This window comes from Pseudomonas sp. P4_D7 (assembly GCF_056401755.1).
This window is the reverse complement of the sequence record NZ_JBFUIR010000012.1, coordinates 33,810-54,989: the sequence shown is the minus strand read 5'-3', so window position 1 is coordinate 54,989 and position 21,180 is coordinate 33,810. Positions and strand designations below refer to the sequence as shown.

The 21,180-nt window shown below is 59.9% G+C and carries 16 protein-coding genes and 1 tRNA gene; 14 read left to right on the top strand and 3 right to left on the bottom strand.

Annotated elements, in window-relative coordinates; translation table 11 throughout:
- The first annotated feature begins 1 nt into the window (after position 1).
- From infB to AC1DVF_RS10430, 7 genes are all read left to right on the top strand, one after another.
- The gene (gene infB, locus AC1DVF_RS10460; protein WP_477782422.1) at positions 2 to 2,533 is read left to right on the top strand and encodes a translation initiation factor IF-2; all 2,532 of its coding nucleotides are present in this window, start codon (positions 2 to 4) and stop codon (positions 2,531 to 2,533) included.
- 159 nt (positions 2,534 to 2,692) lie between these two features.
- On the top strand, positions 2,693 to 3,094 hold the full coding sequence (rbfA, locus tag AC1DVF_RS10455; RefSeq protein WP_093435767.1) for a 30S ribosome-binding factor RbfA: 402 nt from the start codon (positions 2,693 to 2,695) through the stop codon (positions 3,092 to 3,094).
- A gap of 4 nt (positions 3,095 to 3,098) precedes the next feature.
- Positions 3,099 to 4,016: a tRNA pseudouridine(55) synthase TruB gene (gene truB, locus AC1DVF_RS10450; RefSeq protein ID WP_093435771.1), complete on the top strand. Its 918-nt coding sequence runs from the start codon at positions 3,099 to 3,101 to the stop codon at positions 4,014 to 4,016.
- Between the two features lie 143 nt (positions 4,017 to 4,159).
- On the top strand, positions 4,160 to 4,429 hold the full coding sequence (gene rpsO / locus AC1DVF_RS10445; RefSeq protein WP_003177875.1) for a 30S ribosomal protein S15: 270 nt from the start codon (positions 4,160 to 4,162) through the stop codon (positions 4,427 to 4,429).
- Between the two features lie 193 nt (positions 4,430 to 4,622).
- Complete coding sequence (gene pnp, locus AC1DVF_RS10440; protein WP_477782421.1) at positions 4,623 to 6,728, top strand: polyribonucleotide nucleotidyltransferase; 2,106 nt, start codon at positions 4,623 to 4,625, stop codon at positions 6,726 to 6,728.
- Positions 6,729 to 6,855: 127 nt separating this feature from the next.
- Positions 6,856 to 6,931 (top strand) — tRNA-Thr (locus AC1DVF_RS10435).
- A gap of 241 nt (positions 6,932 to 7,172) precedes the next feature.
- On the top strand, positions 7,173 to 7,472 hold the full coding sequence (locus AC1DVF_RS10430; protein ID WP_034154593.1) for a DUF6388 family protein: 300 nt from the start codon (positions 7,173 to 7,175) through the stop codon (positions 7,470 to 7,472).
- 51 nt (positions 7,473 to 7,523) lie between these two features.
- Here AC1DVF_RS10430 and nadC read toward each other — a convergent pair whose 3' ends face one another.
- A complete protein-coding gene (gene nadC, locus AC1DVF_RS10425) occupies positions 7,524 to 8,372 on the bottom strand; it encodes a carboxylating nicotinate-nucleotide diphosphorylase (RefSeq protein ID WP_099757973.1) in 849 nt (282 codons plus the stop codon).
- A gap of 386 nt (positions 8,373 to 8,758) precedes the next feature.
- Here nadC and AC1DVF_RS10420 point away from each other — a divergent pair, with 386 nt between their 5' ends.
- The 5 genes from AC1DVF_RS10420 (at position 8,759) to AC1DVF_RS10400 (ending at position 15,290) form a co-directional block, all read left to right on the top strand.
- Entirely contained in the window at positions 8,759 to 10,939 is a 2,181-nt protein-coding gene (locus AC1DVF_RS10420; protein ID WP_477782420.1) for a DUF1631 domain-containing protein, read from the top strand.
- Between the two features lie 64 nt (positions 10,940 to 11,003).
- Positions 11,004 to 11,564, top strand: a complete 561-nt coding sequence (gene ampD, locus AC1DVF_RS10415; protein ID WP_460089857.1) for a 1,6-anhydro-N-acetylmuramyl-L-alanine amidase AmpD — start codon at positions 11,004 to 11,006, stop codon at positions 11,562 to 11,564.
- The gene (ampE, locus tag AC1DVF_RS10410) at positions 11,561 to 12,400 is read left to right on the top strand and encodes a regulatory signaling modulator protein AmpE (protein WP_093435791.1); all 840 of its coding nucleotides are present in this window, start codon (positions 11,561 to 11,563) and stop codon (positions 12,398 to 12,400) included. The genes ampD and ampE overlap by 4 nt, the downstream gene beginning before the upstream one ends.
- A 227-nt stretch (positions 12,401 to 12,627) precedes the next feature.
- Positions 12,628 to 14,658 carry a methyl-accepting chemotaxis protein gene (locus AC1DVF_RS10405; RefSeq protein ID WP_477782419.1) on the top strand — a complete coding sequence of 677 codons (2,031 nt, stop codon included), beginning with the start codon at positions 12,628 to 12,630 and terminating at the stop codon, positions 14,656 to 14,658.
- Between the two features lie 242 nt (positions 14,659 to 14,900).
- Complete coding sequence (locus tag AC1DVF_RS10400) at positions 14,901 to 15,290, top strand: hypothetical protein (RefSeq protein WP_093435799.1); 390 nt, start codon at positions 14,901 to 14,903, stop codon at positions 15,288 to 15,290.
- Here the strand turns inward: AC1DVF_RS10400 and AC1DVF_RS10395 are convergent, their stop codons facing one another.
- Positions 15,291 to 16,067: a TatD family hydrolase gene (locus tag AC1DVF_RS10395; RefSeq protein WP_477782418.1), complete on the bottom strand. Its 777-nt coding sequence runs from the start codon at positions 16,065 to 16,067 to the stop codon at positions 15,291 to 15,293.
- Positions 16,068 to 16,070: 3 nt separating this feature from the next.
- The gene (gene cra, locus AC1DVF_RS10390) at positions 16,071 to 17,066 is read right to left on the bottom strand and encodes a catabolite repressor/activator (protein WP_477782417.1); all 996 of its coding nucleotides are present in this window, start codon (positions 17,064 to 17,066) and stop codon (positions 16,071 to 16,073) included.
- Positions 17,067 to 17,374: 308 nt separating this feature from the next.
- Between cra and ptsP the strand changes: the two genes are divergently transcribed.
- A complete protein-coding gene (ptsP, locus tag AC1DVF_RS10385; protein ID WP_460130779.1) occupies positions 17,375 to 20,236 on the top strand; it encodes a phosphoenolpyruvate--protein phosphotransferase in 2,862 nt (953 codons plus the stop codon).
- Complete coding sequence (pfkB, locus tag AC1DVF_RS10380) at positions 20,236 to 21,177, top strand: 1-phosphofructokinase (protein WP_093435812.1); 942 nt, start codon at positions 20,236 to 20,238, stop codon at positions 21,175 to 21,177. Before ptsP ends, pfkB begins: the two co-directional genes overlap by 1 nt.
- Positions 21,178 to 21,180: the final 3 nt, after the last annotated feature.

Sequence of the window (21,180 nt, the reverse complement as noted above, 5' to 3'; positions counted from 1 at the left end):
CATGACGCAAGTCACGGTGAAACAACTGGCCGATGAGGTCAAAACACCGGTAGAGCGCCTGTTGCAGCAGATGCGTGAGGCAGGTCTGCCGCACACCGCCGCCGAAGAAAATGTGACTGACAGTGAGAAGCAGTCCCTGCTGACTCACTTGAAAAGCAGCCACAAGGCGAAAGTGGAAGAACCACGCAAGATCACGCTGCAGCGTAAAACCACCAGCACCCTGCGTGTTGCTGGCAGCAAAAGCATCAGCGTTGAAGTCCGCAAGAAGAAAGTTTTCGTACAGCGCAGCCCGGAAGAAATCGAAGCCGAGCGCAAGCGTGAACTGGATGAGCGTCGCGCAGTAGAAAATGCTGCCCGTCAGAAGGCTGAAGAAGAAGCCAAGCAACGCGCCGAAGTAGAAGCGCGTAATCAGCCTGCTGCTGCGCAGAACGCTACCAGTGACGCCGTTGCGGCGCCGGCTGCAGTTGCCGAACCTGTTCGCGAAAGCGCACCGGTGGTTGCCGCTGCTCCAGCTCCGTCTGCTGACGTTCGCAACAAGCAGAACGAACAGCGCCGTCCGGACAAGCCACGTGCTGACGATAACAATCGTCGCAGCGGTGGCGGTGATGGCGAGCGCAAAAACGCTCCGCATCGCGCCTCGGTCAAAGAAAAAGCGCCGGCTCCACGCGTGGCACCACGCACTACCGACGAAGAAAGCGATGGCTTCCGTCGTGGTGGTCGCGGCAAGGCCAAGCTGAAGAAGCGCAACGCACACGGTTTCCAGAGCCCAACCGGCCCTGTCGTGCGTGATGTGCAGATCGGCGAGACCATCACTGTTGGCGATCTTGCCAATCAGATGTCGGTCAAGGCTGCTGAAATCATCAAGTTCATGTTCAAACTGGGTACTCCAGCGACCATCAACCAGGTGCTTGATCAGGAAACTGCTCAACTGGTAGCCGAAGAACTGGGCCACAAAGTGACCCTGGTCAGCGACACCGCCCTGGAAGATTCCCTGGCCGAGTCCCTGAAGTTTGAAGGTGAGTCGTTCTCCCGTGCGCCAGTCGTGACCGTAATGGRCCACGTTGACCACGGTAAAACGTCCCTGCTCGACTACATCCGTCGTGCCAAGGTAGCTGCTGGCGAAGCCGGCGGTATTACTCAGCACATCGGTGCATACCACGTTGAAACCGAACGCGGCATGGTCACTTTCCTCGACACCCCGGGTCACGCCGCGTTTACCGCAATGCGTGCTCGTGGTGCCAAGGCGACCGACATCGTGATCCTGGTGGTTGCAGCGGACGACGGCGTGATGCCGCAGACCATTGAAGCTGTTCAGCACGCTGTAGCGGCTGGCGTTCCACTGGTTGTAGCCGTGAACAAAATCGACAAGCCGGGCGCCGATCTCGATCGCATCCGTAGCGAACTGTCGGTTCACGGCGTGACTTCCGAAGAGTGGGGCGGTGATACGCCGTTCGTTCCGGTTTCGGCGAAAGTCGGTACTGGCGTGGACGAGTTGCTTGAAGCCGTTCTGCTGCAAGCTGAAGTTCTCGAACTGAAAGCAACTCCATCGGCTCCTGGCCGTGGCGTTGTGGTTGAATCGCGTCTCGACAAAGGTCGTGGCCCGGTGGCAACCGTTCTGGTTCAAGACGGTACCCTGCGCCAAGGCGACATGGTTCTGGTCGGTTCGAACTATGGCCGCGTGCGTGCCATGCTCGACGAGAACGGCAAGCCAATCAAAGAAGCCGGTCCATCCATCCCTGTCGAGATCCTCGGCCTGGACGGTACCCCGGACGCTGGCGACGAGATGAGCGTGGTTGCTGACGAGAAGAAAGCCCGTGAAGTGGCTCTGTTCCGTCAAGGCAAGTTCCGCGAAGTCAAACTGGCTCGCGCTCACGCCGGCAAGCTGGAAAACATCTTCGAAAACATGGGTCAGGCCGAGAAGAAGACGCTCAACATCGTCCTCAAATCCGACGTCCGTGGTTCGCTGGAAGCGTTGAACGGTGCCTTGAATGGCCTGGGCAACGACGAAGTACAAGTGCGTGTAGTCGGCGGCGGCGTTGGTGGTATCACCGAATCCGACGCTAACCTGGCACTGGCTTCCAACGCTGTACTGTTCGGCTTCAACGTGCGTGCCGATGCTGGCGCACGGAAGATCGTCGAGCAGGAAGGTCTGGACATGCGTTACTACAACGTGATCTACGACATCATCGAAGACGTCAAGAAAGCCCTGACCGGCATGCTCGGCAGCGATGTTCGCGAGAACATCCTGGGTGTGGCCGAAGTGCGTGACGTGTTCCGTTCGCCGAAGTTTGGCGCGATCGCAGGCTGCATGGTGATCGAAGGTGTTGTGCACCGTAACCGTCCGATCCGTGTACTGCGTGAAGACATCGTTATCTTCGAAGGCGAGCTGGAATCCCTGCGCCGCTTCAAGGATGACGCTTCCGAAGTACGTGCCGGCATGGAATGCGGTATCGGCGTGAAGAGCTACAACGACGTCAAAGTCGGCGACAAGATCGAAGTCTTCGAGAAGGTTCAGGTTGCTCGCAGCCTCTAACTCGCACACTTCAGGAGCCGTGATGGGCTGCCGTACTCAACGGTGCGGCGCATCACCCGGACTCTAAACGCAACGCCCGGTCTGGCTTTTGTCAGGCCGGGCGTTTGCCGCTTTCAGACCTTGCGGGTTTCACCGCAGGGCAGTAACAGGTAACAAATCATGGCAAAAGAATACAGCCGTACCCAACGTATCGGCGATCAGATGCAGCGTGAGCTGGCCCAACTGATCCGTCGCGAAGTCAAAGATCCACGCGTGGGTCTGGTCACCATTACCGCTGTGGAAGTCAGCCGTGACGTCGGTCACGCCAAGATTTTCATTACCGTGATGGGCCAGGACAATGCTGAAGATATCGCGCAAAGCATCAAGGTGCTCAACGCCGCCGCAGGTTTCCTGCGCATGCAGCTGGCCCGTGAAATGAAACTGCGCAGCGTGCCGCAATTGCACTTCCACTACGACGAATCCGTCGTGCGTGGTGCGCACCTGTCGGCGCTGATCGAGCGTGCCGTGGCTGAAGACAATCAGCATCCGGTCGTTGCTGAACCTGAAGACACCAAGGAGTAATTCGGTGGCTCAGGTCAAACGTATCCGTCGTAATGTCAGCGGCATCATCTTGCTCGACAAACCGTTGGGGTTCACCTCCAACGCTGCGTTGCAGAAGGTCCGCTGGCTGCTCAATGCCGAGAAGGCCGGTCACACCGGTAGCCTAGACCCACTGGCCACCGGCGTTTTGCCGTTGTGCTTCGGTGAGGCCACCAAGTTCTCGCAATACCTGCTCGATTCCGACAAGGGTTATGAAACCCTGGCGCAACTGGGCAAGACCACCACCACGGCAGATGCCGAAGGTGAGGTTTTGCAGGAGCGCCCGGTGACCGTTGGTCGCGCCGATGTCGAAGCGGTTCTGCCGAAATTTCGCGGGCAAATCAGTCAGATACCGCCGATGTACTCGGCGCTCAAGCGTGATGGCCAGCCGCTGTATAAGCTGGCTCGTGCAGGCGAAGTAGTGGAGCGCGAACCGCGTTCTGTTACTATTGCGCGCTTGGAATTACTGGCCTTCGAAGGCGATACTGCGCGTCTTGCGGTGGATTGCAGCAAGGGCACCTATATTCGCACCCTGGTGGAGGATATCGGTGAGCAACTCGGTTGTGGTGCGTACGTCGCTGAATTGCGTCGTACCCAGGCCGGGCCTTTCACCCTGGCGCAGACGGTTACCCTCGAAGAGCTTGAAGCAGTACATGCCGAAGGCGGCAACGAAGCGGTTGATCGCTTCCTGATGCCATCGGACAGCGGCCTGCTGGATTGGCCGTTGCTGCACTTCTCGGAAGCGAGTGCGTTCTACTGGCTCAACGGCCAGCCGGTACGTGCCCCGGATGCTCCGAAGTTCGGCATGGTACGGGTACAGGATCACAATGGTCGCTTCATCGGTATCGGTGAAGTGAGCGAAGACGGGCGCATTGCACCACGTCGACTGATTCGGTCGGAATGACCGAAACCGGTCTGTGTCAAAGCAGGCTGGCGAGGGTGGCTGTTAACAGGCACGGTCACTACTCATTTATAGATACAGGGATTTGTCCCTGGCCTGTTGAAGCTGTTTCCCTGAAACAGTTTCCTGATAAAAAGGATTGCCTCATGGCTCTCGACGTTCAAGAAAAAGCTCAAATCGTTGCTGACTACCAGCAAGCTGTTGGTGACACTGGTTCGCCAGAAGTGCAAGTTGCACTGCTGACCCACAACATCAACAAGCTGCAAGGTCACTTCAAGGCCAACGGTAAAGATCACCACTCCCGTCGTGGTCTGATCCGCATGGTAAACCAGCGTCGCAAGCTGCTGGACTACCTGAAAGGCAAGGATCTGGGTCGTTATCAGACTCTGATCGGTCGCCTGGGTCTGCGTCGCTAATCAGCGATTGCGCTATGAGGTTGGTTGTCTGTCGGACGTCTGCGGTTTACCGCTGGCGGCTTGCAGGCTCCCAGCCTCAAGTTTTATCTGGATACACGTTTTACCCCGGACAACGGTTGGGCCGATTCCCGACATTGCCCAAGAATTCGCAAGAAACCAGTTCCCCCAAGAGCCACAAAGAAGGTAGGACACCGTGAACCCGGTAATCAAAAAATTCCAGTTCGGTCAATCGACCGTTACCCTCGAGACTGGCCGTATCGCCCGTCAGGCCTCCGGCGCAGTATTGGTCACCGTTGACGACGACGTCAGCGTATTGGTGACTGTAGTCGGCGCAAAACAAGCCGATCCGGGCAAGGGCTTCTTCCCTCTGTCCGTTCACTACCAGGAAAAGACTTACGCTGCCGGTAAGATCCCTGGTGGTTTCTTCAAGCGTGAAGGCCGTCCTTCCGAGAAAGAAACCCTGACTTCCCGACTGATCGACCGTCCGATCCGTCCACTGTTCCCTGAAGGCTTCATGAACGAAGTGCAGGTTGTCTGCACCGTCGTTTCCACCAGCAAGAAAACCGATCCGGACATCGCTGCGATGATCGGTACCTCGGCTGCCCTGGCCATCTCGGGCATTCCGTTCGACGGCCCGATCGGCGCCGCTCGTGTAGCTTTCCACGAAAGCACCGGCTACCTGCTGAACCCGACTTACGAGCAGCAAGCTGCTTCGAGCCTGGACATGGTCGTTGCCGGTACTTCCGACGCCGTACTGATGGTTGAATCGGAAGCCAAAGAGCTGACCGAAGACCAGATGCTGGGCGCGGTACTGTTTGCTCACGACGAGTTCCAGGTGGTGATCAACGCCGTTAAAGAACTGGCTGCCGAAGCTGCCAAGCCGACCTGGACCTGGGCGCCTGCGCCAGAAGCCACCGAACTGCTGGGCGCTATCCGTGCCGAGTTCGGCGAAGCGATCTCCCAGGCTTACACCATCACCGTCAAGGCCGACCGTTACGCGCGTCTGGGCGAGCTGAAGGATCAAGTCGTTGCCAAGCTGTCCGGTGAAGAAGGCCAGCCTTCGTCCAGCGAAGTCAAAGCCGCTTTCGGCGAAATCGAATACCGCACCGTTCGCGAAAACATCGTTAACGGCAAGCCACGTATCGACGGTCGCGACACCAAAACCGTACGTCCGCTGAACATCGAAGTCGGCGTTCTGCCGAAGACTCACGGTTCGGCGCTGTTCACCCGTGGTGAAACCCAGGCTCTGGTCGTTGCAACACTGGGTACTGCCCGTGACGCACAACTGCTGGACACCCTGGAAGGCGAGAAAAAAGACCCGTTCATGCTGCACTACAACTTCCCTCCGTTCTCGGTGGGCGAGTGTGGTCGCATGGGTGGTGCTGGTCGTCGTGAAATCGGTCACGGCCGTCTGGCCCGTCGTTCGGTTTCGGCCATGCTGCCAGCCGCTGACGTGTTCCCGTACACCATCCGTGTAGTTTCGGAAATCACCGAATCCAACGGTTCGAGCTCGATGGCTTCCGTTTGCGGCGCTTCCCTGGCCCTGATGGATGCTGGTGTGCCGATGAAGGCGCCGGTTGCCGGTATCGCCATGGGTCTGGTTAAAGAAGGCGAGAAGTTCGCCGTCCTGACCGACATCCTTGGTGACGAAGACCACCTGGGCGACATGGACTTCAAAGTAGCCGGTACCGCCAAAGGCGTTACTGCGCTGCAGATGGACATCAAGATCAAGGGCATCACCGAAGAGATCATGGAAATCGCTCTGGGCCAAGCCCTGGAAGCGCGCCTGAACATCCTCGGTCAGATGAACCAGATCATCGGCCAGTCGCGTACCGAACTGTCGGCCAACGCTCCGACCATGATCGCGATGAAAATCGACACCGACAAGATCCGTGATGTTATCGGTAAAGGTGGCGCGACCATCCGTGCGATCTGCGAAGAAACCAAGGCTTCGATCGACATCGAAGACGACGGTTCGATCAAGATCTTCGGCGAAACCAAGGAAGCGGCTGAAGCAGCACGTCAGCGCGTTCTGGGTATCACCGCTGAAGCCGAGATCGGCAAGATCTACGTCGGCAAGGTTGAGCGCATCGTCGACTTCGGCGCATTCGTCAACATCCTGCYGGGCAAGGACGGTCTGGTGCACATCTCGATGCTGAGCGACGCTCGCGTAGAGAAAGTGACCGACATCCTGAAAGAAGGCCAGGAAGTGGAAGTGCTGGTACTGGACGTGGACAACCGCGGCCGTATCAAGCTGTCCATCAAAGACGTGGCAGCGGCCAAGGCTTCGGGCGTTTAATCACCCCCAGGCTTTAGCGCAATGAAAATGCCCCGCCGTGAAAACGGCGGGGCATTTTTTTGTCTGCCAGAAAAGGTCAAGGTACAAAGTTGCCGGAGCCCGAGACCGGTGCTAGGTTTAGCCCACCGCCCGTGTAGCTCAGCCGGTAGAGCAGCGCACTCGTAACGCGAAGGTCGCAGGTTCGATTCCTGTCTCGGGCACCACCTTCTTGATCACTCTCACTTATCCCCATGTGGATTTATGTTCCGCAGGTCAGCTTTTTGTGGGAGAGATGTAAAGACCCGTGTAATTCGTCATGCAAACGTCCTATATTCGGTGCCTGCATGAGCATCGCTTAGCAGTTTTCAGATGATCCCGAATGGTTCCGAAGGCCGGTCAATCCGCGTCAGAGAGATCCTTGATGATCCAGATCCATCCTCCATTCCTAAGATCAGCGAGAACGCCATGACCGAATTAACTCAAGAGCAACGTCACGAACAGGCGCTGGAAAAGTACATTCTGGACGTACCGGACCTGAAGGAAGAGATCAAGGATCTCAGTCCCGATGATCAGAAAGATCAGATTCAGTGGGCCTTCGAAGACGAGGCCGAAGCCCAGGGCCTGCAGCCGTGGGAGCTGACACTCAAGTACACGAGCACGCCGGAGGAGTTCGAGGCACAGCGCCTTGTTCTGCACAAAGAGGCGGCCGAAGTGCTGGGTGTCGAGTGGGACGAGTACTGCGAGATGAATAATCTGGTGGTCTGAAACAAAAACGCCAGCCTCAACCGGGCTGGCGTTTTTTATTGCGTGAAACCTTCAGAGGCTCAAGCGCATTGACAGATCCACCGCTTTGACATCCTTGGTCATCGCACCGATCGAGATGTAATCCACTCCGGTTTCGGCGATCGGCAGCAGCGTGCTTTCGTTGATGCCACCACTGGCCTCCAGCTTCGCCTTGCCGCCATTCAGGCGCACGGCTTCGCGCATGTCATCCAGGCTCAGCTCGTCGAGCATGATGATGTCGGCGCCGGCGGCCAGTGCCTCCTTCAGCTCCCCCAGACTTTCCACTTCGACTTCCACCGGTTTGCCCGGCGCGATCTTGTGCGCGGCGGCAATGGCTTGTGGAATGCCACCGCTGGCGGCGATGTGGTTTTCCTTGATCAGGAACGCGTCGTACAGACCGATGCGATGGTTGTGGCAGCCACCGCAGGTCACCGCGTATTTCTGCGCCAGACGCAGGCCTGGCAGGGTTTTGCGGGTGTCGAGCAGTTTGACCTGGGTAGTACCGACGAAATCGGCCAGGTATTGCGCGCGAGTCGCCACACCCGACAGCAGTTGCAAGAAGTTCAGCGCACTGCGTTCCCCGGTCAGCAGCGAACGGGCCGGCCCTTCCAGATGAAACAGCGGCTGATTGGGTTTCACCCGCTCGCCATCGACCACTTGCCAGTGCACCGCAACCCGTGGATCGAGCTGACGAAACACGGCATCGACCCACGCCGTGCCGCAGATGACGGCGGCATCGCGGGTGATGATGGTGGCTTTGGCCAGACGTTCGGCCGGGATCAGTTGCGCGGTGATGTCGCCGCTGCCGATGTCTTCGAGCAACGCACGGCGCACGTTGGCTTCGATTTCGGCGGTCAAATCGGCGAGACGTAGATTCGGCATAACGGGCTCCACAAACAAAGTGGTTCGATTATAGGGGCATGGCGCGAGCCAACCCAAGGCGAGAACGCGCGTGCTTGCCTGCATCCGGTCGATTTTCTTTGAGTAAAACGCGCCCGGACAGGGTCATTGAGAGGGCATAGGGGAAACCCTGACGACTATGGCGCCGTGGGCAAGTTATGAAAGATAATCCGCCTTGCATTTGACGTCATAGCTTTGACGTGCAATGCGGCCGAAGTTGTTGAGACCTGTGGGAGCGAGCTTGCTCGCGAAAGCGCAGTGTCAGTCACCAACCATGTCACTGACAGATCGCCTTCGCGAGCAAGCTCGCTCCCACAGGAGGCTTATGTTGCAAGTGACCGAACGAATCACCGTTTAAGGAGGCTTGGATGCACAACGACGGGAAAGTGGTGCCTTTGCACAAGGGCGCTACCGATCAGGCGAATCACTCGCCGCTCGCCCGCCTGCCTGTGATTCTGCTTCAGGTTCGCGACAAGGCTGCCCAGCAACTGCGCCACGGCTTGCAGGAGCTGTTCGATAACGCTGACGACACGCTGTTCGAAATGGCCGACCGTGCGCGCAACGATGTCGAGCAGAATATCTTTTTCGAAGCCATGCGCGACTTGCGCCTCAAGCGCAAAAACATCGAGCGTGGCTTCCTTGAGCAATTTTTCGAAGCCTTCGTCGGCCTGACGCAATACGATCCCACGCACAACACGCTGCCGCACGCCCTGATCTACGACGAGCTGGCACCGCGCAGCGACGACATGGAGCGCAGCGTGGCGGTCGAGACCATGGTCGGTCGCGTGCTCAAGCGTGACGGCTTCGCCCTCGATCAACTGACCGCGCGCCTTAACGCGCTGCTCGGCAACACCCTCGACGATCAGCACAACCCGCTCGGCCCGGCGCGGCTCTGCGAGTTTTTCCTCCAGGCCGGGCGTAATCTGGGCGTGGAAATCAAGGTCAAGCTGATCCTGCTCAAACTGTTCGAGCGCTATGTATTGGCCGACACCGAGCAGCTTTACGCCGAAGCCAATCAATTGTTGCTCGCCACCGGTGTGTTGCCCGAGTTGAAAGCGGCCCCTGCACGTCGCGCAATTGATCGTGCGATCGCCAATGTGCACAGCGAGGAACGCGACGACACGCTGCCCGTCGACGAAGGCGTGCAGGAGGTTTTCGCCGCGTTGCAGCAGTTGCTCGCGCAGGTGCGCGGCAGTGTCGCGCCGACGCTGGAACCCAGCGTCGCGGCGCAACCGATTTCCTCCCGCGACCTGTTGCGTCTGCTCTCGCACTTGCAACAGTACGTGCCGGCGCTGGCGGCGCAGGATGACTTTGATCTGCGCAATCAGCTCGAACAACTGTTGACCCGGGTCAGCGTCAGAAGCGGCAAATCGCGGATCGTCGGCGATGCGGACGAAGACGTGATCAACCTGATCGCGATGGTCTTTGACTGCATTCTTGAAGACCGCAATGTGCCGGATTCGCTCAAGGCGCTGATCGCCCGGTTGCAGATCCCGATGCTCAAGGTCGCGGTACTCGACAAGAGTTTCTTCAGCCGCAGCACCCATCCGGCGCGGCGCCTGCTCAACGAAATCGCCGCGGCGGCCATGGGCTGGGGCGATTGCGACGGTGAGGCACGCGACAGCTTGTACCTGCGTATCGAACAAGTGGTGCAGCGCCTGCTCAACGATTTCGTCGACGACCCGGCGATTTTCTCCGAGTTGCTGGCTGACTTTCTCGCCTTCACCAGCGATGAACGCCGCCGCAGCGAACTGCTTGAACAGCGCCTGCGTGACGCCGAAGAGGGGCGAGCGAAAACCGAACTGGCGCGGCGCCGGGTCGAACGCGCGTTGAATCAAGCGCTGCTGGGCAAGACCCTGCCGCCGACCGTGGTCACCTTCGTCCAGGACGCCTGGAGCAAAGTACTGCTGCTGACGTGCCTTAAACATGGCGATCAGTCCGCTGAATGGCAGGCCGATGTGCAGACCATGGAGCAGTTGATCTGGAGTGTGCAGCGCCATGACGACGCTGAATCCAGCCTGCGCTTGCTGGCGCTGGTGCCGGGCTTGCTCAAGGCACTGCGTGATGGTCTGAGCAGTTCGGCGTTCGATCCGTTCGCCACCAGCGAGTTTTTCAGTGAGCTGGAAGCCTTGCATGTGCGGGTGCTGGAGCGCTCCGAGCAGGCCGAGCAGGCTTTGCCCATGGTGGAGGTGTCGCAACAGATCATCCTGCAAACCGCTGATGAAGGCAGCGCGGCGTTGACCTCGGTACGTTTGCCTCACGACGCCGTCGGTCTGCGCCAGGTCGAGCAACTGCGTCTTGGCAATTGGGTGGCGTTTCAGGAAGACGATGAAAACAGTCTGCGCTGCAAACTCGCGGCCATCATCGAAGTCACCGGCAAGTATGTATTTGTCGATCGCACCGGGATGAAGGTGCTGGAGCGCAGCCGCATTGCACTGGCCTTGGAATTCGAGCGCGGAGCGGTGCGTACGCTGGACGACACCTTGTTGTTCGATCGCGCGCTGGAGTCGGTGCTGGGCAATCTGCGACGACTCAATCACGGCAAGTGATCGCGCGTCGGGGGCCGATCACGGCATACTGGGCGCCAACACAGTCGGCGTTGAAGGAATCGGTATGCAGTTGGATCCCGCTAGCGGGTGGTGTCACGGGGTGCAGGTCTGCCCATCGCCCAACTTCAATGAGCGCCCAGCGGGCGAAATTTCCCTGTTGGTCATCCACAACATCAGCCTGCCGCCGGCGCAGTTCGCCACGGGCAAGGTGCAGGAATTTTTCCAGAATCGTCTGGATGTCACCGAACATCCCTATTTTGCAGGGATTGCTGACCTGCGCGTCTCGGCGCATTTTCTGATTGAACGTGACGGCAAGGTCACCCAGTTTGTCTCCTGTCTTGAGCGCGCGTGGCATGCCGGCGTGTCGGTCTTCGATGGACGGGAAACCTGTAACGATTTTTCCGTGGGCATCGAGCTTGAAGGCACCGATGATCTGCCGTTCACCGACGCGCAGTATCAGGCGTTGACGGCGTTGACCCGCCAGTTGCAAAGCGCATTTCCGGCCATCACCGGCGCCCGCATTTGTGGGCACAGCGACATAGCACCCGGGCGTAAGACCGATCCTGGCCCGGCATTCGACTGGGCGCGTTACCGCGCGGCCCTGGCACAAGAGGAAGGACAATGAGTTTTCTGGTGTTACTGCTGGCGTTGTGGATCGAGAAGTTTTCGGCCCTGCGTCATCGGGTTCAACGCGATGGCGGATGGATCCGCGAACTGAACAAACTCGAAACCAGCACGCGCCTGGCCAGACAGCCTTGGCTGGTGCTGACGATTCTGGTGCTGTTCCCGGTGGCGCTGTTGGCGTTGTTGCTCTTGGTACTGGAGCCTGTGGCCTACGGCTTGCTGGCGTTGCCGGTGCATTTGCTGGTGGTGATTTACAGCCTGGGGCGCGGCGATTTGCTCGGCGGTCTCGGGCCATTCCGTGATGCCTGGCGGCGTGAAGATCTGCAAGCCGCAGCGCATGTGGCCAAGCGCGATCTGGATATCTGCGCCGACAGCGGCGAGCAGTTGCTTGAAAGCGTGCAGGGGCATCTGCTGTGGCAGGCCTATCAGAGCTTTTTTGCGGTGATATTCTGGTATTTCGTGCTCGGCCCGGTGGCGGCTTTGGCGTATCGCCTGTTGGCGCTGGCGCAGGAGCACGGCCAGAACCCGGCGCTGGTCGAGCGCGCCGCGCAACTGCGGCATGCCTTTGACTGGCTGCCGGTACGCTTGCTGGCGGCGAGTCTGGCGCTGGTCGGCAACTTTGTCGCGGTCAGCCGGGTAATGCTGCATGAACTGCTGAACTGGAACATCAGCGCTGCACAATTGATCAACCGGGTCGGTCTGGCGGCGGGGGAGATTCCACCTCCCGTGGTCGGTCCGGACGGCATCAACACCCTCGATTGCCTGTGGGAATTGCTCTTGCGCGCGGCGGTGCTGTGGTACGCCGGGTTTGCCTTGTGGACCGTCTTGATCCACTGATTTCATTGATTTAAACAAAGATCCGAAGATCGCAGCCTGCGGCCGCTCCTACACAGGGATTGTGTATTTCCTGAAGGAGCTGCCGCAGGCTGCGAGGTTTTTTCGTTAACCTTAAGTTACAAAACCTCCCTCCGATTTGAGCTATACAGAGATGGCGCTCGATAGTGGCTATCTGCTGTCGCCCCGCGCCTGCCAATAAAAACAAGAAAAACCAAGGGAGACTTCCAGTGAAGAGCTTGCTCTATCCCGCCGTCTCGCTGATGAACCGTCTGAGCTTCGGCATGAAGTTCAGCCTGATCAGCGTGCTGTTTCTGGTGCCGATGCTGGTGACCAATTTTTATCTGGTGCGCGATTCCTATCGCGAATTCCAGGGCACTCGGGTCGAGCTGCAAAGCCTTGATCTGCTGGGCAGTAGCCTGGCCCTGCGTCGGGATCTGGAAACGCTCAACAATCTGGTACAGATCAACGTCACCCTCGGCCAGTCCGGCAAGGCCGGGAATATCGAGGCGCAGATCACTACGCTCGAACAAGCGGTTATGGCACGCCTGCAAGGGCTGACGGCGATGACCGACGATCCCGAGCAGATTCAGGTCTTCGATGGTAAACGCGACGAAATGATTGCCGCGTTCAAGGCCCAGCAAGCGGAAAACTCACTGCAGAGCAAAAGCGCGTTGATCAGCAAAGTGCTCGCCAGTGCGCAGATTTTCAGCCAGATCATCACCAGTCAGGCCGGCCTGAGCCGCGACAACCAGAGCGATATCCGTCAGCTCAGCGAACTGGTCACCCTGATCACCCCGACCGTCACGCAAACCCTTGGCGAAGGTCGGGCCATGGGCTCGTATTCATTGGGCCAGGGTTTTCTCAACAGTTCTTCGAGTACGCGTTTCGATGAGTTGCTGGTGCAGATCGAAAAACTCCAGGCTGAGTACGGTCTGAAGCTGCAGGACGCCCTCGGCTCGAGCAAAGCCGCGCGGGATACCCTCAGCACGGCGGCCGACAGCAGCAAGGCCTCGCTGAAACAGGCCAGCGAACTGTTCGAGGAACAGGTGGTGATGGCCGACACCCTCGATGCGCCTTGGCAGGCGTTTTACGATCAGGTCACCGCGCTGATCGACAGGACTTACCAGCTCAACGACGCCACGTTGACATTTCTCGACACGCAATTGCAGCAGCGTCTGGCGCAGAACCGCACACACATGGTCTTGCAGGCGGTGGCGCTGTCGGTGGTGTTCGTGCTGATTTTCTATCTCTACGGCGGTTTCTACGCCTCGACCCGCACCACACTGAAACGCCTCGGGGCGATGATGGACAAGGTCGCGGCCGGCGACATGACGGTCAACTTCAAAGCCAATAGCCGCGATGAGCTGGGCGAGTTGGGCGAAGTCTTCAATGGCACGGTGAGGAAGATTCACGACTTGATCGAGCGTGTAGGTCTGACTGTCGCTGAGGTCGAGCGCCAGGCCGGGCAGGTTGAAAACGTCTCTGCGCAGAGCAATCAGGCGGTCGCCGGGCAACGCACGCAGATCGAGCAAGTGGCAACGGCGATGAACCAGATGTCGGCGACTTCACTGGAGGTGGCGCGCAGTGCGGCGGCAGCGGTGAGCAGCGCCCATAGCGTCAATGACGAGACCATCAGTGGCCGTGGCCTGGTCGAGTCGCAGCAGGGCAGCATTGCTGCGCTGGCCAGCGAAATCGACCAGTCGGTGTTGGTGATCAACCAGTTAGCCAGCGACAGCCAGGCGATCAGTCGTGTACTGGAAGTGATCAAGAGTATTGCCGAACAAACCAACCTGCTGGCGCTCAACGCCGCGATCGAAGCCGCCCGTGCCGGCGAGCAGGGACGCGGTTTTGCCGTGGTCGCCGACGAAGTGCGCACGCTGGCCAAACGCACTCAGCAATCAACTGAAGAAATCGAACAGATGATCGCCAAACTGCACGGCGGTGTCGGCGCGGCCGTGAAGGCCATGGGCGTCAGCCATCAGATGGCCAATGGCACGGTCGGGCAGTCGGAAAAGGTCCAGCAGGCGCTGGAAAACATCCTTGGTGCGGTCGGCATGATCGTCGATCAGAACCAGCAGATCGCCGCTGCGGTTGAACAGCAAACGGCGGTGGCCCACGACATCGATCAGAACATCGTCGAGATCAACCGCGCCGGCGAGCGCACGGCGCAAGGTGCGCATCAGACCGAAGACGCCAGCCGGGCGCTGTCAGCCCAGGTCGTTGAGCTTAAACAACTGATCAGCGCGTTCCGCGTCTGAGGCACGCACGAAAAACTGTGGGAGCCTGCTCGCGAATGCAATCTGTCAGTGACATCTCTGTCACCTGACACACCGCCTTCGCGAGCAGGCTCGCTCCCACAGGGTTTGGGTTTTGTCAGAACCCTTTGTAGTACTTCTTCACTTCCGGCCGTAAGCCCAATCCTGTTTCCCTCCAGGCTCTGGCATTTCCCCATCAATGAGCCAGTATCCATACCCAATCGTTCGCGTAGAGGAGGTCGCTCATGTCTGCCGCAACCTTGGGGGTTCTGGGCCGTTGCGCTCATTGCCAGACCACGCTGCTGCTCAAACCCTGGCAGCTCAATGCCATCTCGATCAATGAACCGTTTACCTGCGAGCATTGCCAGAAAGCGCTCGAGCTGCGATGCCCGCAACAGATCAAGCGCTTCAAGTCGCTCGACTCACTGGCGCTGCTGCGTTTCAGTGCTTCGTTGACGGTGTGCACCGCGCTGCTGGTGGCGCTGGTGATGGAATGGGTGGGACTGCTTAGCGTCACTGAGCAACTGAACGCGTCACTGATCACGATCTTTGTGTACTTCGTGGTCGTCCGTTACGCGCGCCAGCGGCAACACCTGACGCTGATTCTGGAGGCGGCCAAGGCGCACGCCGACTGATTACCAGCCGAATACTTCGCAGCTGTTGGCGGTACTGGCCGTGGCCAGTTGTTGCGGGCTGATATTCATCAGTCCGGCCAGCGCCTCGCAGATCGCCGGCAAGTGCGCCGGGCTGTTGCGCTGACCGGGAAACATGACAGGTGCCATGTCCGGTGAATCGGTTTCCAGCACAATCGAATCCAGTGGCAGTTCCGCCAGCACCCGATGCATGCGCAACGCTTGTGGCCAGGTCGGTGCGCCGCCGAGGCCCAGTTTGAAACCGAGTTTGATGTATTCCCGCGCCTCTTCACGGCTGCCGGCAAAGGCGTGGATGATCCCCGCGCGTTTGAGCTTGAAGCGCTTGAGCGTCGCGATCACCGCCGCGTGGCTGCGTCGCACATGGATCAGCGCCGGCAACTGAAAGTCTGCGGCCAGTTGCAGTTGCGCCTCGAACAGCGCCTGTTGCCGCTCGCGGTCGAGGGTTTCGATGAAGTAATCCAGACCGATCTCGCCCACCGCACACAATTGCCGATGACCGCGCAATCGCGTCAGCCAATCACCGAGCGCCGATAAATCTTCGGGTCGATGCTGATCGAGATACACCGGGTGCAGACCGAATGCCGCGTACAAATCGACATCGCTCTGCACCAGATCCCACACCCGTTGCCAATTGCCCTCATAGACGCCCAAAACCACCATCCGCCGCACCCCGAGGGCGCGGCTTTCGGCGAGCAACGCTAAGCGATCGGCGTCGAAGTCGGGGAAGTCGAGGTGGGTGTGGCTGTCGATCAGCTCCACGGTTCAGTCCCGGTGAATACGTTGCTTGAAGGTTCGCGCGATGGCCTGCACGCCGGGCTTGTACTCCGACTGCTCGACCGCCGCCAGGGCCAGTTCCAGCGCCTTGTCGGCGATCAACTGGTGCTGCTGGGCCATGGCATTGACCGGCAGCGGCAGGAAATCCAGCAACTGCGTGTCACCGAAGGTGCCGAGGCGCAGCGGCCGCGATTTCAGCGGGAAGTCATGCAGCGCATCGAACACGCCTTGCAGCAGCACGTAGGACGTTGTCACCAGCGCATCCGGCAAATGTCCCAAACGCTGCAGGAGTTCTTCCATCAATTGCTTGCCGCATTCGCGACTGAAGGATTCGGCGTGTTCGACCAGCACTTCGCCTTTGAAGTCGACTAGCGCCTCTTCGAAACCGGCGGCACGCTCCTGGCTGATGCTCAGTTCCGGGCGCGCACCGAGCAGCACGATCTGCTTCGGTTGCGGATCGAGCAGGCTCTGGGTCAGGTGCAGGCTGGCTTCGCGGTCGTCACTGATCACCGAGCAGAAATGCTCGGGTTCCATGACCCGGTCGATGGCGATGATCGGCAGACCTTTGGCCTGCAACTGCCGATAACTGTCATCGCCGGCCGGAAGGCAACTGGCGACGATCAGCGCATCGCAGCGGCGCGCCTTGAACAGTTGCAGCAACTGCCGCTCGCTGTCTGGCGCATCGTCGGAGCTGGCGATCAGCAACTGATAGCCGCGTGCTCGCGCACCTTGCTCGAGCAGCTTGGCGATCCGCGCGTAACTGGGGTTTTCCAGATCCGGCAGAATAAAGCCCAGCGTGCGCGTGTGCCGACTGCGCAGCCCGGCCGCTTGTGGGTTTGGCGTAAAGCCGTGCAGATCGACCACTGCGCGCACCCGCTCGACGGTGGCGGTGCTGATGCGTTGCTGTTCGGCCTTGCCGTTGATGACGTAGCTGGCGGTGGTCACGGACACTCCGGCCAACCGCGCGATATCACTGAGTTTCAACCCGGGATTTCCTTGTTTTTTCGAGCTTGCCGCGACATTTTCGCCAATCCTACCCGATTAGGGCAGGCGACTATTGTCGCAGCGCATCCGACAAGTTGGACTTCAAGGATGGGACATTATCGAGTAACGTGCCGATCAATCTAGATTAAACGTTTCAGCAAGCGTATTTTCTACGTTTTAGACGTCTTTGGCCGGTTCTGCCGTGAAACCGCCAAAACTGCCGCTGAAAAGCAAAGCGGTAAAGCGCCTAAGCTGCAAACCATCCAAAACAATACCTGGCACTCATAAAGCGCCAAAAAGGAGATCGCATGCTCGAGCTCACTATAGAGCAGATATCCATGGGCCAATCGGCTGTGGATAAACCCGCTGCCCTGCAACTACTCGCCAATCACCTGGTGGCCGATGGTCTGGTTGCTGACGGTTACCTCGCTGGATTGCAGGCACGGGAAGCCCAGGGCTCGACCTTTCTCGGTCAAGGTATTGCCATTCCCCACGGAACGCCGCAAACCCGTGATCAGGTGTTCGCCACTGGCGTGCGCCTGATGCAGTTCCCGGAAGGCGTGGATTGGGGCGATGGCCAGATCGTTTATCTGGCCATCGGCATCGCCGCCAAATCCGACGAACACCTGCGCCTGCTGCAACTGCTGACCCGCGCCCTCGGCGAGACCGATCTGGGCCAGGCTCTGCGTCGTGCCAGTTCCCCCGAAGCGCTGCTGAAATTGCTGCAAGGCGCACCGCAAGAGCTGGCGCTGGATGCACAGATGATTGGCCTCGGCGTGTCGGCTGACGATTTCGAAGAACTGGTCTGGCGTGGCGCGCGTCTGTTGCGTCAGGCCGATTGTGTGAGCAACGGTTTTGCCGGTGTGTTGCAACAAGTCGAAGCGCTGCCGCTGGGCGATGGCCTGTGGTGGCTGCACAGCGAGCAGACCGTGAAGCGTCCGGGCCTGGCGTTCGTGACGCCGGACAAACCGATGCGCTACCTCGGTCAGCCGCTCAGCGGTCTGTTCTGTCTGGCCAGCCTTGGCGAAGCGCATCAGGCGTTGCTTGAACGTCTTTGCGCGTTGCTGATTGAAGGTCGCGGCCATGAGCTGGGCCGCGCCACCAGCAGCCGTAAAGTCCTTGAAGTGCTCGGCGGTGAATTGCCCGCCGATTGGCCGAGCGCACGCATTGCCCTGGCCAACGCCCATGGTTTACACGCGCGCCCGGCGAAGATCCTTGCGCAACTGGCGAAGAGTTTTGATGGCGAAATTCGTGTGCGCATCGTCGACGGCCAGGACAGCGCCGTGTCGGTGAAGAGCTTGAGCAAACTGCTCAGCCTCGGCGCCCGTCGCGGTCAGGTGTTGGAGTTGATCGCGGAACCGAGCATCGCCGCTGACGCCTTGCCGGCACTCTTGGCCGCGATCGAAGAAGGCCTTGGCGAAGAAGTCGAGCCGCTGCCAGCCGTAAGCCAGCAGCGCGAGGTCATTGCCGACATCGCCGAAGTGCTGATCGCCCCGGCGTCCGGCGCTCAGTTGCAGGCGATCCCGGCAGCCCCTGGCATTGCCATCGGGCCTGCGCATATTCAGGTTCAGCAAACCATCGATTACCCGCTGCGCGGCGAGTCTGCCGCCGTTGAGCGCGAACGTCTCAAGCAAGCGCTCAGCGACGTGCGCGGTGACATTCAGGGCCTGATCGAACGCAGCAAAGCCAAAGCCATCCGCGAGATCTTTATCACCCATCAGGAAATGCTCGACGATCCGGAACTCACCGATGAAGTCGACACCCGCCTCAAGCAAGGCGAAAGCGCCGAAGCGGCGTGGATGGCGGTGATCGAAGCGGCGGCCAAACAACAGGAATCGCTACACGACGCGTTGCTCGCCGAACGGGCGGCGGACCTGCGTGACGTCGGTCGTCGCGTGTTGGCGCAACTGTGTGGCGTGCAAACTCCGAGCGAGCCTGAGCAACCGTACATTCTGGTGATGGACGAGGTCGGTCCGTCCGATGTCGCACGGCTGGATCCGGTGCGCGTGGCGGGGATTCTCACCGCGCGCGGCGGCGCCACGGCGCACAGTGCAATCGTTGCGCGTGCTCTCGGGATTCCAGCGCTGGTCGGCGCTGGCGCAGCGGTGTTGTTGCTGGCGCCGGGCACACCGTTGCTGCTCGACGGCCAACGCGGTCGCCTGCACGTCGACGCCGATGCGGCGACCCTGCAACGCGCCACCGAAGAACGCGACACCCGTGAGCAACGCTTGAAAATTGCCGCCGAACAACGCCATCAACCGGCACACACCACCGATGGTCACGCGGTCGAAGTGTTCGCCAACATCGGCGAAAGCGCGGGCGTGATCAGTGCGGTGGAGCAGGGCGCCGAAGGCATTGGCCTGCTGCGTACCGAACTGATTTTCATGGCCCACCCGCAAGCGCCGGACGAGGCCACGCAAGAAGCCGAATACCGCCGCGTTCTTGATGGTCTCGCCGGTCGACCGCTGGTGGTGCGCACGCTGGACGTCGGCGGCGACAAACCGCTGCCGTATTGGCCGATCGCCAAGGAAGAAAACCCGTTCCTCGGCGTACGCGGTATTCGCCTGACCTTGCAGCGTCCGCAGATCATGGAAGCGCAATTGCGCGCCTTGCTGCGTTCGGCGGACAACCGTCCGCTGCGGATCATGTTCCCGATGGTTGGCAGCGTCGAAGAGTGGCGTCAGGCCCGCGACATGACTGAACGTCTGCGCCTGGAAATCCCGGTTGCTGATCTGCAACTGGGGATCATGATTGAAGTGCCGTCCGCCGCTCTGCTCGCGCCGGTATTGGCCAAGGAAGTCGACTTCTTCAGTGTCGGCACCAACGACCTGACCCAGTACACACTGGCCATCGACCGTGGTCACCCGACCCTGTCGGCGCAGGCGGATGGCTTGCACCCGGCGGTGCTGCAACTGATCGACATCACCGTGCGCGCGGCCCATGCCCACGGCAAATGGGTCGGCGTCTGCGGTGAGCTGGCGGCAGATCCGCTGGCGGTGCCGGTGCTGGTCGGCCTCGGTGTCGATGAACTCAGCGTTTCCGGTCGCAGCATTGCCGAAGTCAAGGCGCGCATCCGCGAACTCAGCCTGACCCAGGCGCAAACCCTTGCTCAACACGCCCTGGCCGTGGGCAGCGCGAACGAAGTGCGCGCATTAGTGGAGGCCCTGTAATGGCCAAGATTCTTACCCTGACCCTCAATCCGGCGCTCGACCTCACCGTCGAACTGCCACGCCTGGAGGCGGGTCAGGTCAATCGCAGCGACGAGATGCACACCCACGCTGCCGGCAAAGGCGTGAATGTTGCGCAAGTGCTGGCCGACCTCGGCCATCAACTGACGGTCAGCGGCTTTCTCGGCGAAGACAATCTGCAAGCGTTCGAAACCCTGTTCGCCAAGCGTGGTTTTGTCGACGCGTTTATCCGCGTGCCGGGCGAGACGCGCAGCAACATCAAAGTCGCTGAACAGAGTGGCCGCATCACCGACATCAACGGCCCTGGACCGGTGGTCGATGCCGCCGCGCAGCAAGCGTTGCTCGATCGACTGGTGCAGATTGCACCGGGTCACGATGCGGTAGTGGTAGCTGGCAGTTTGCCGCGTGGCGTGACGGCGCAGTGGTTGCGCGAGTTGATCGAACGGCTCAATCAGCTCGGTCTGAAAGTCGCTCTCGACAGCAGCGGCGCAGCACTGCGCGAAGCTTTGAAAGCCAGTCCATGGCTGATCAAACCGAACACCGAAGAACTCGCCGACGCGCTCGGTTGCGACGTGGTTTCCCACGCGGCGGAAGCGCAAGCAGCGGCGCGCTTGCATGCGCAAGGCATCGAGCACGTGGTGATCTCTCACGGTGCTGATGGCGTGAACTGGTTCAGCGTCGGTTCGGCACTGCACGCCACGCCGCCTAAGGTCAGCGTCGCCAGCACGGTCGGTGCCGGTGATTCGTTGCTGGCCGGCATGCTCCACGGTTTGCTCAGCGCCGACACACCTGAACAAACCCTGCGCACGGCCACCGCAATTGCGGCGATGGCGGTGACCCAGATCGGTTTTGGCATCAACGACGCGGCGCAACTGGCGCAGCTCGAACAGGGCGTGCGCGTGCGTCCCCTGACAGAACAATAAGAG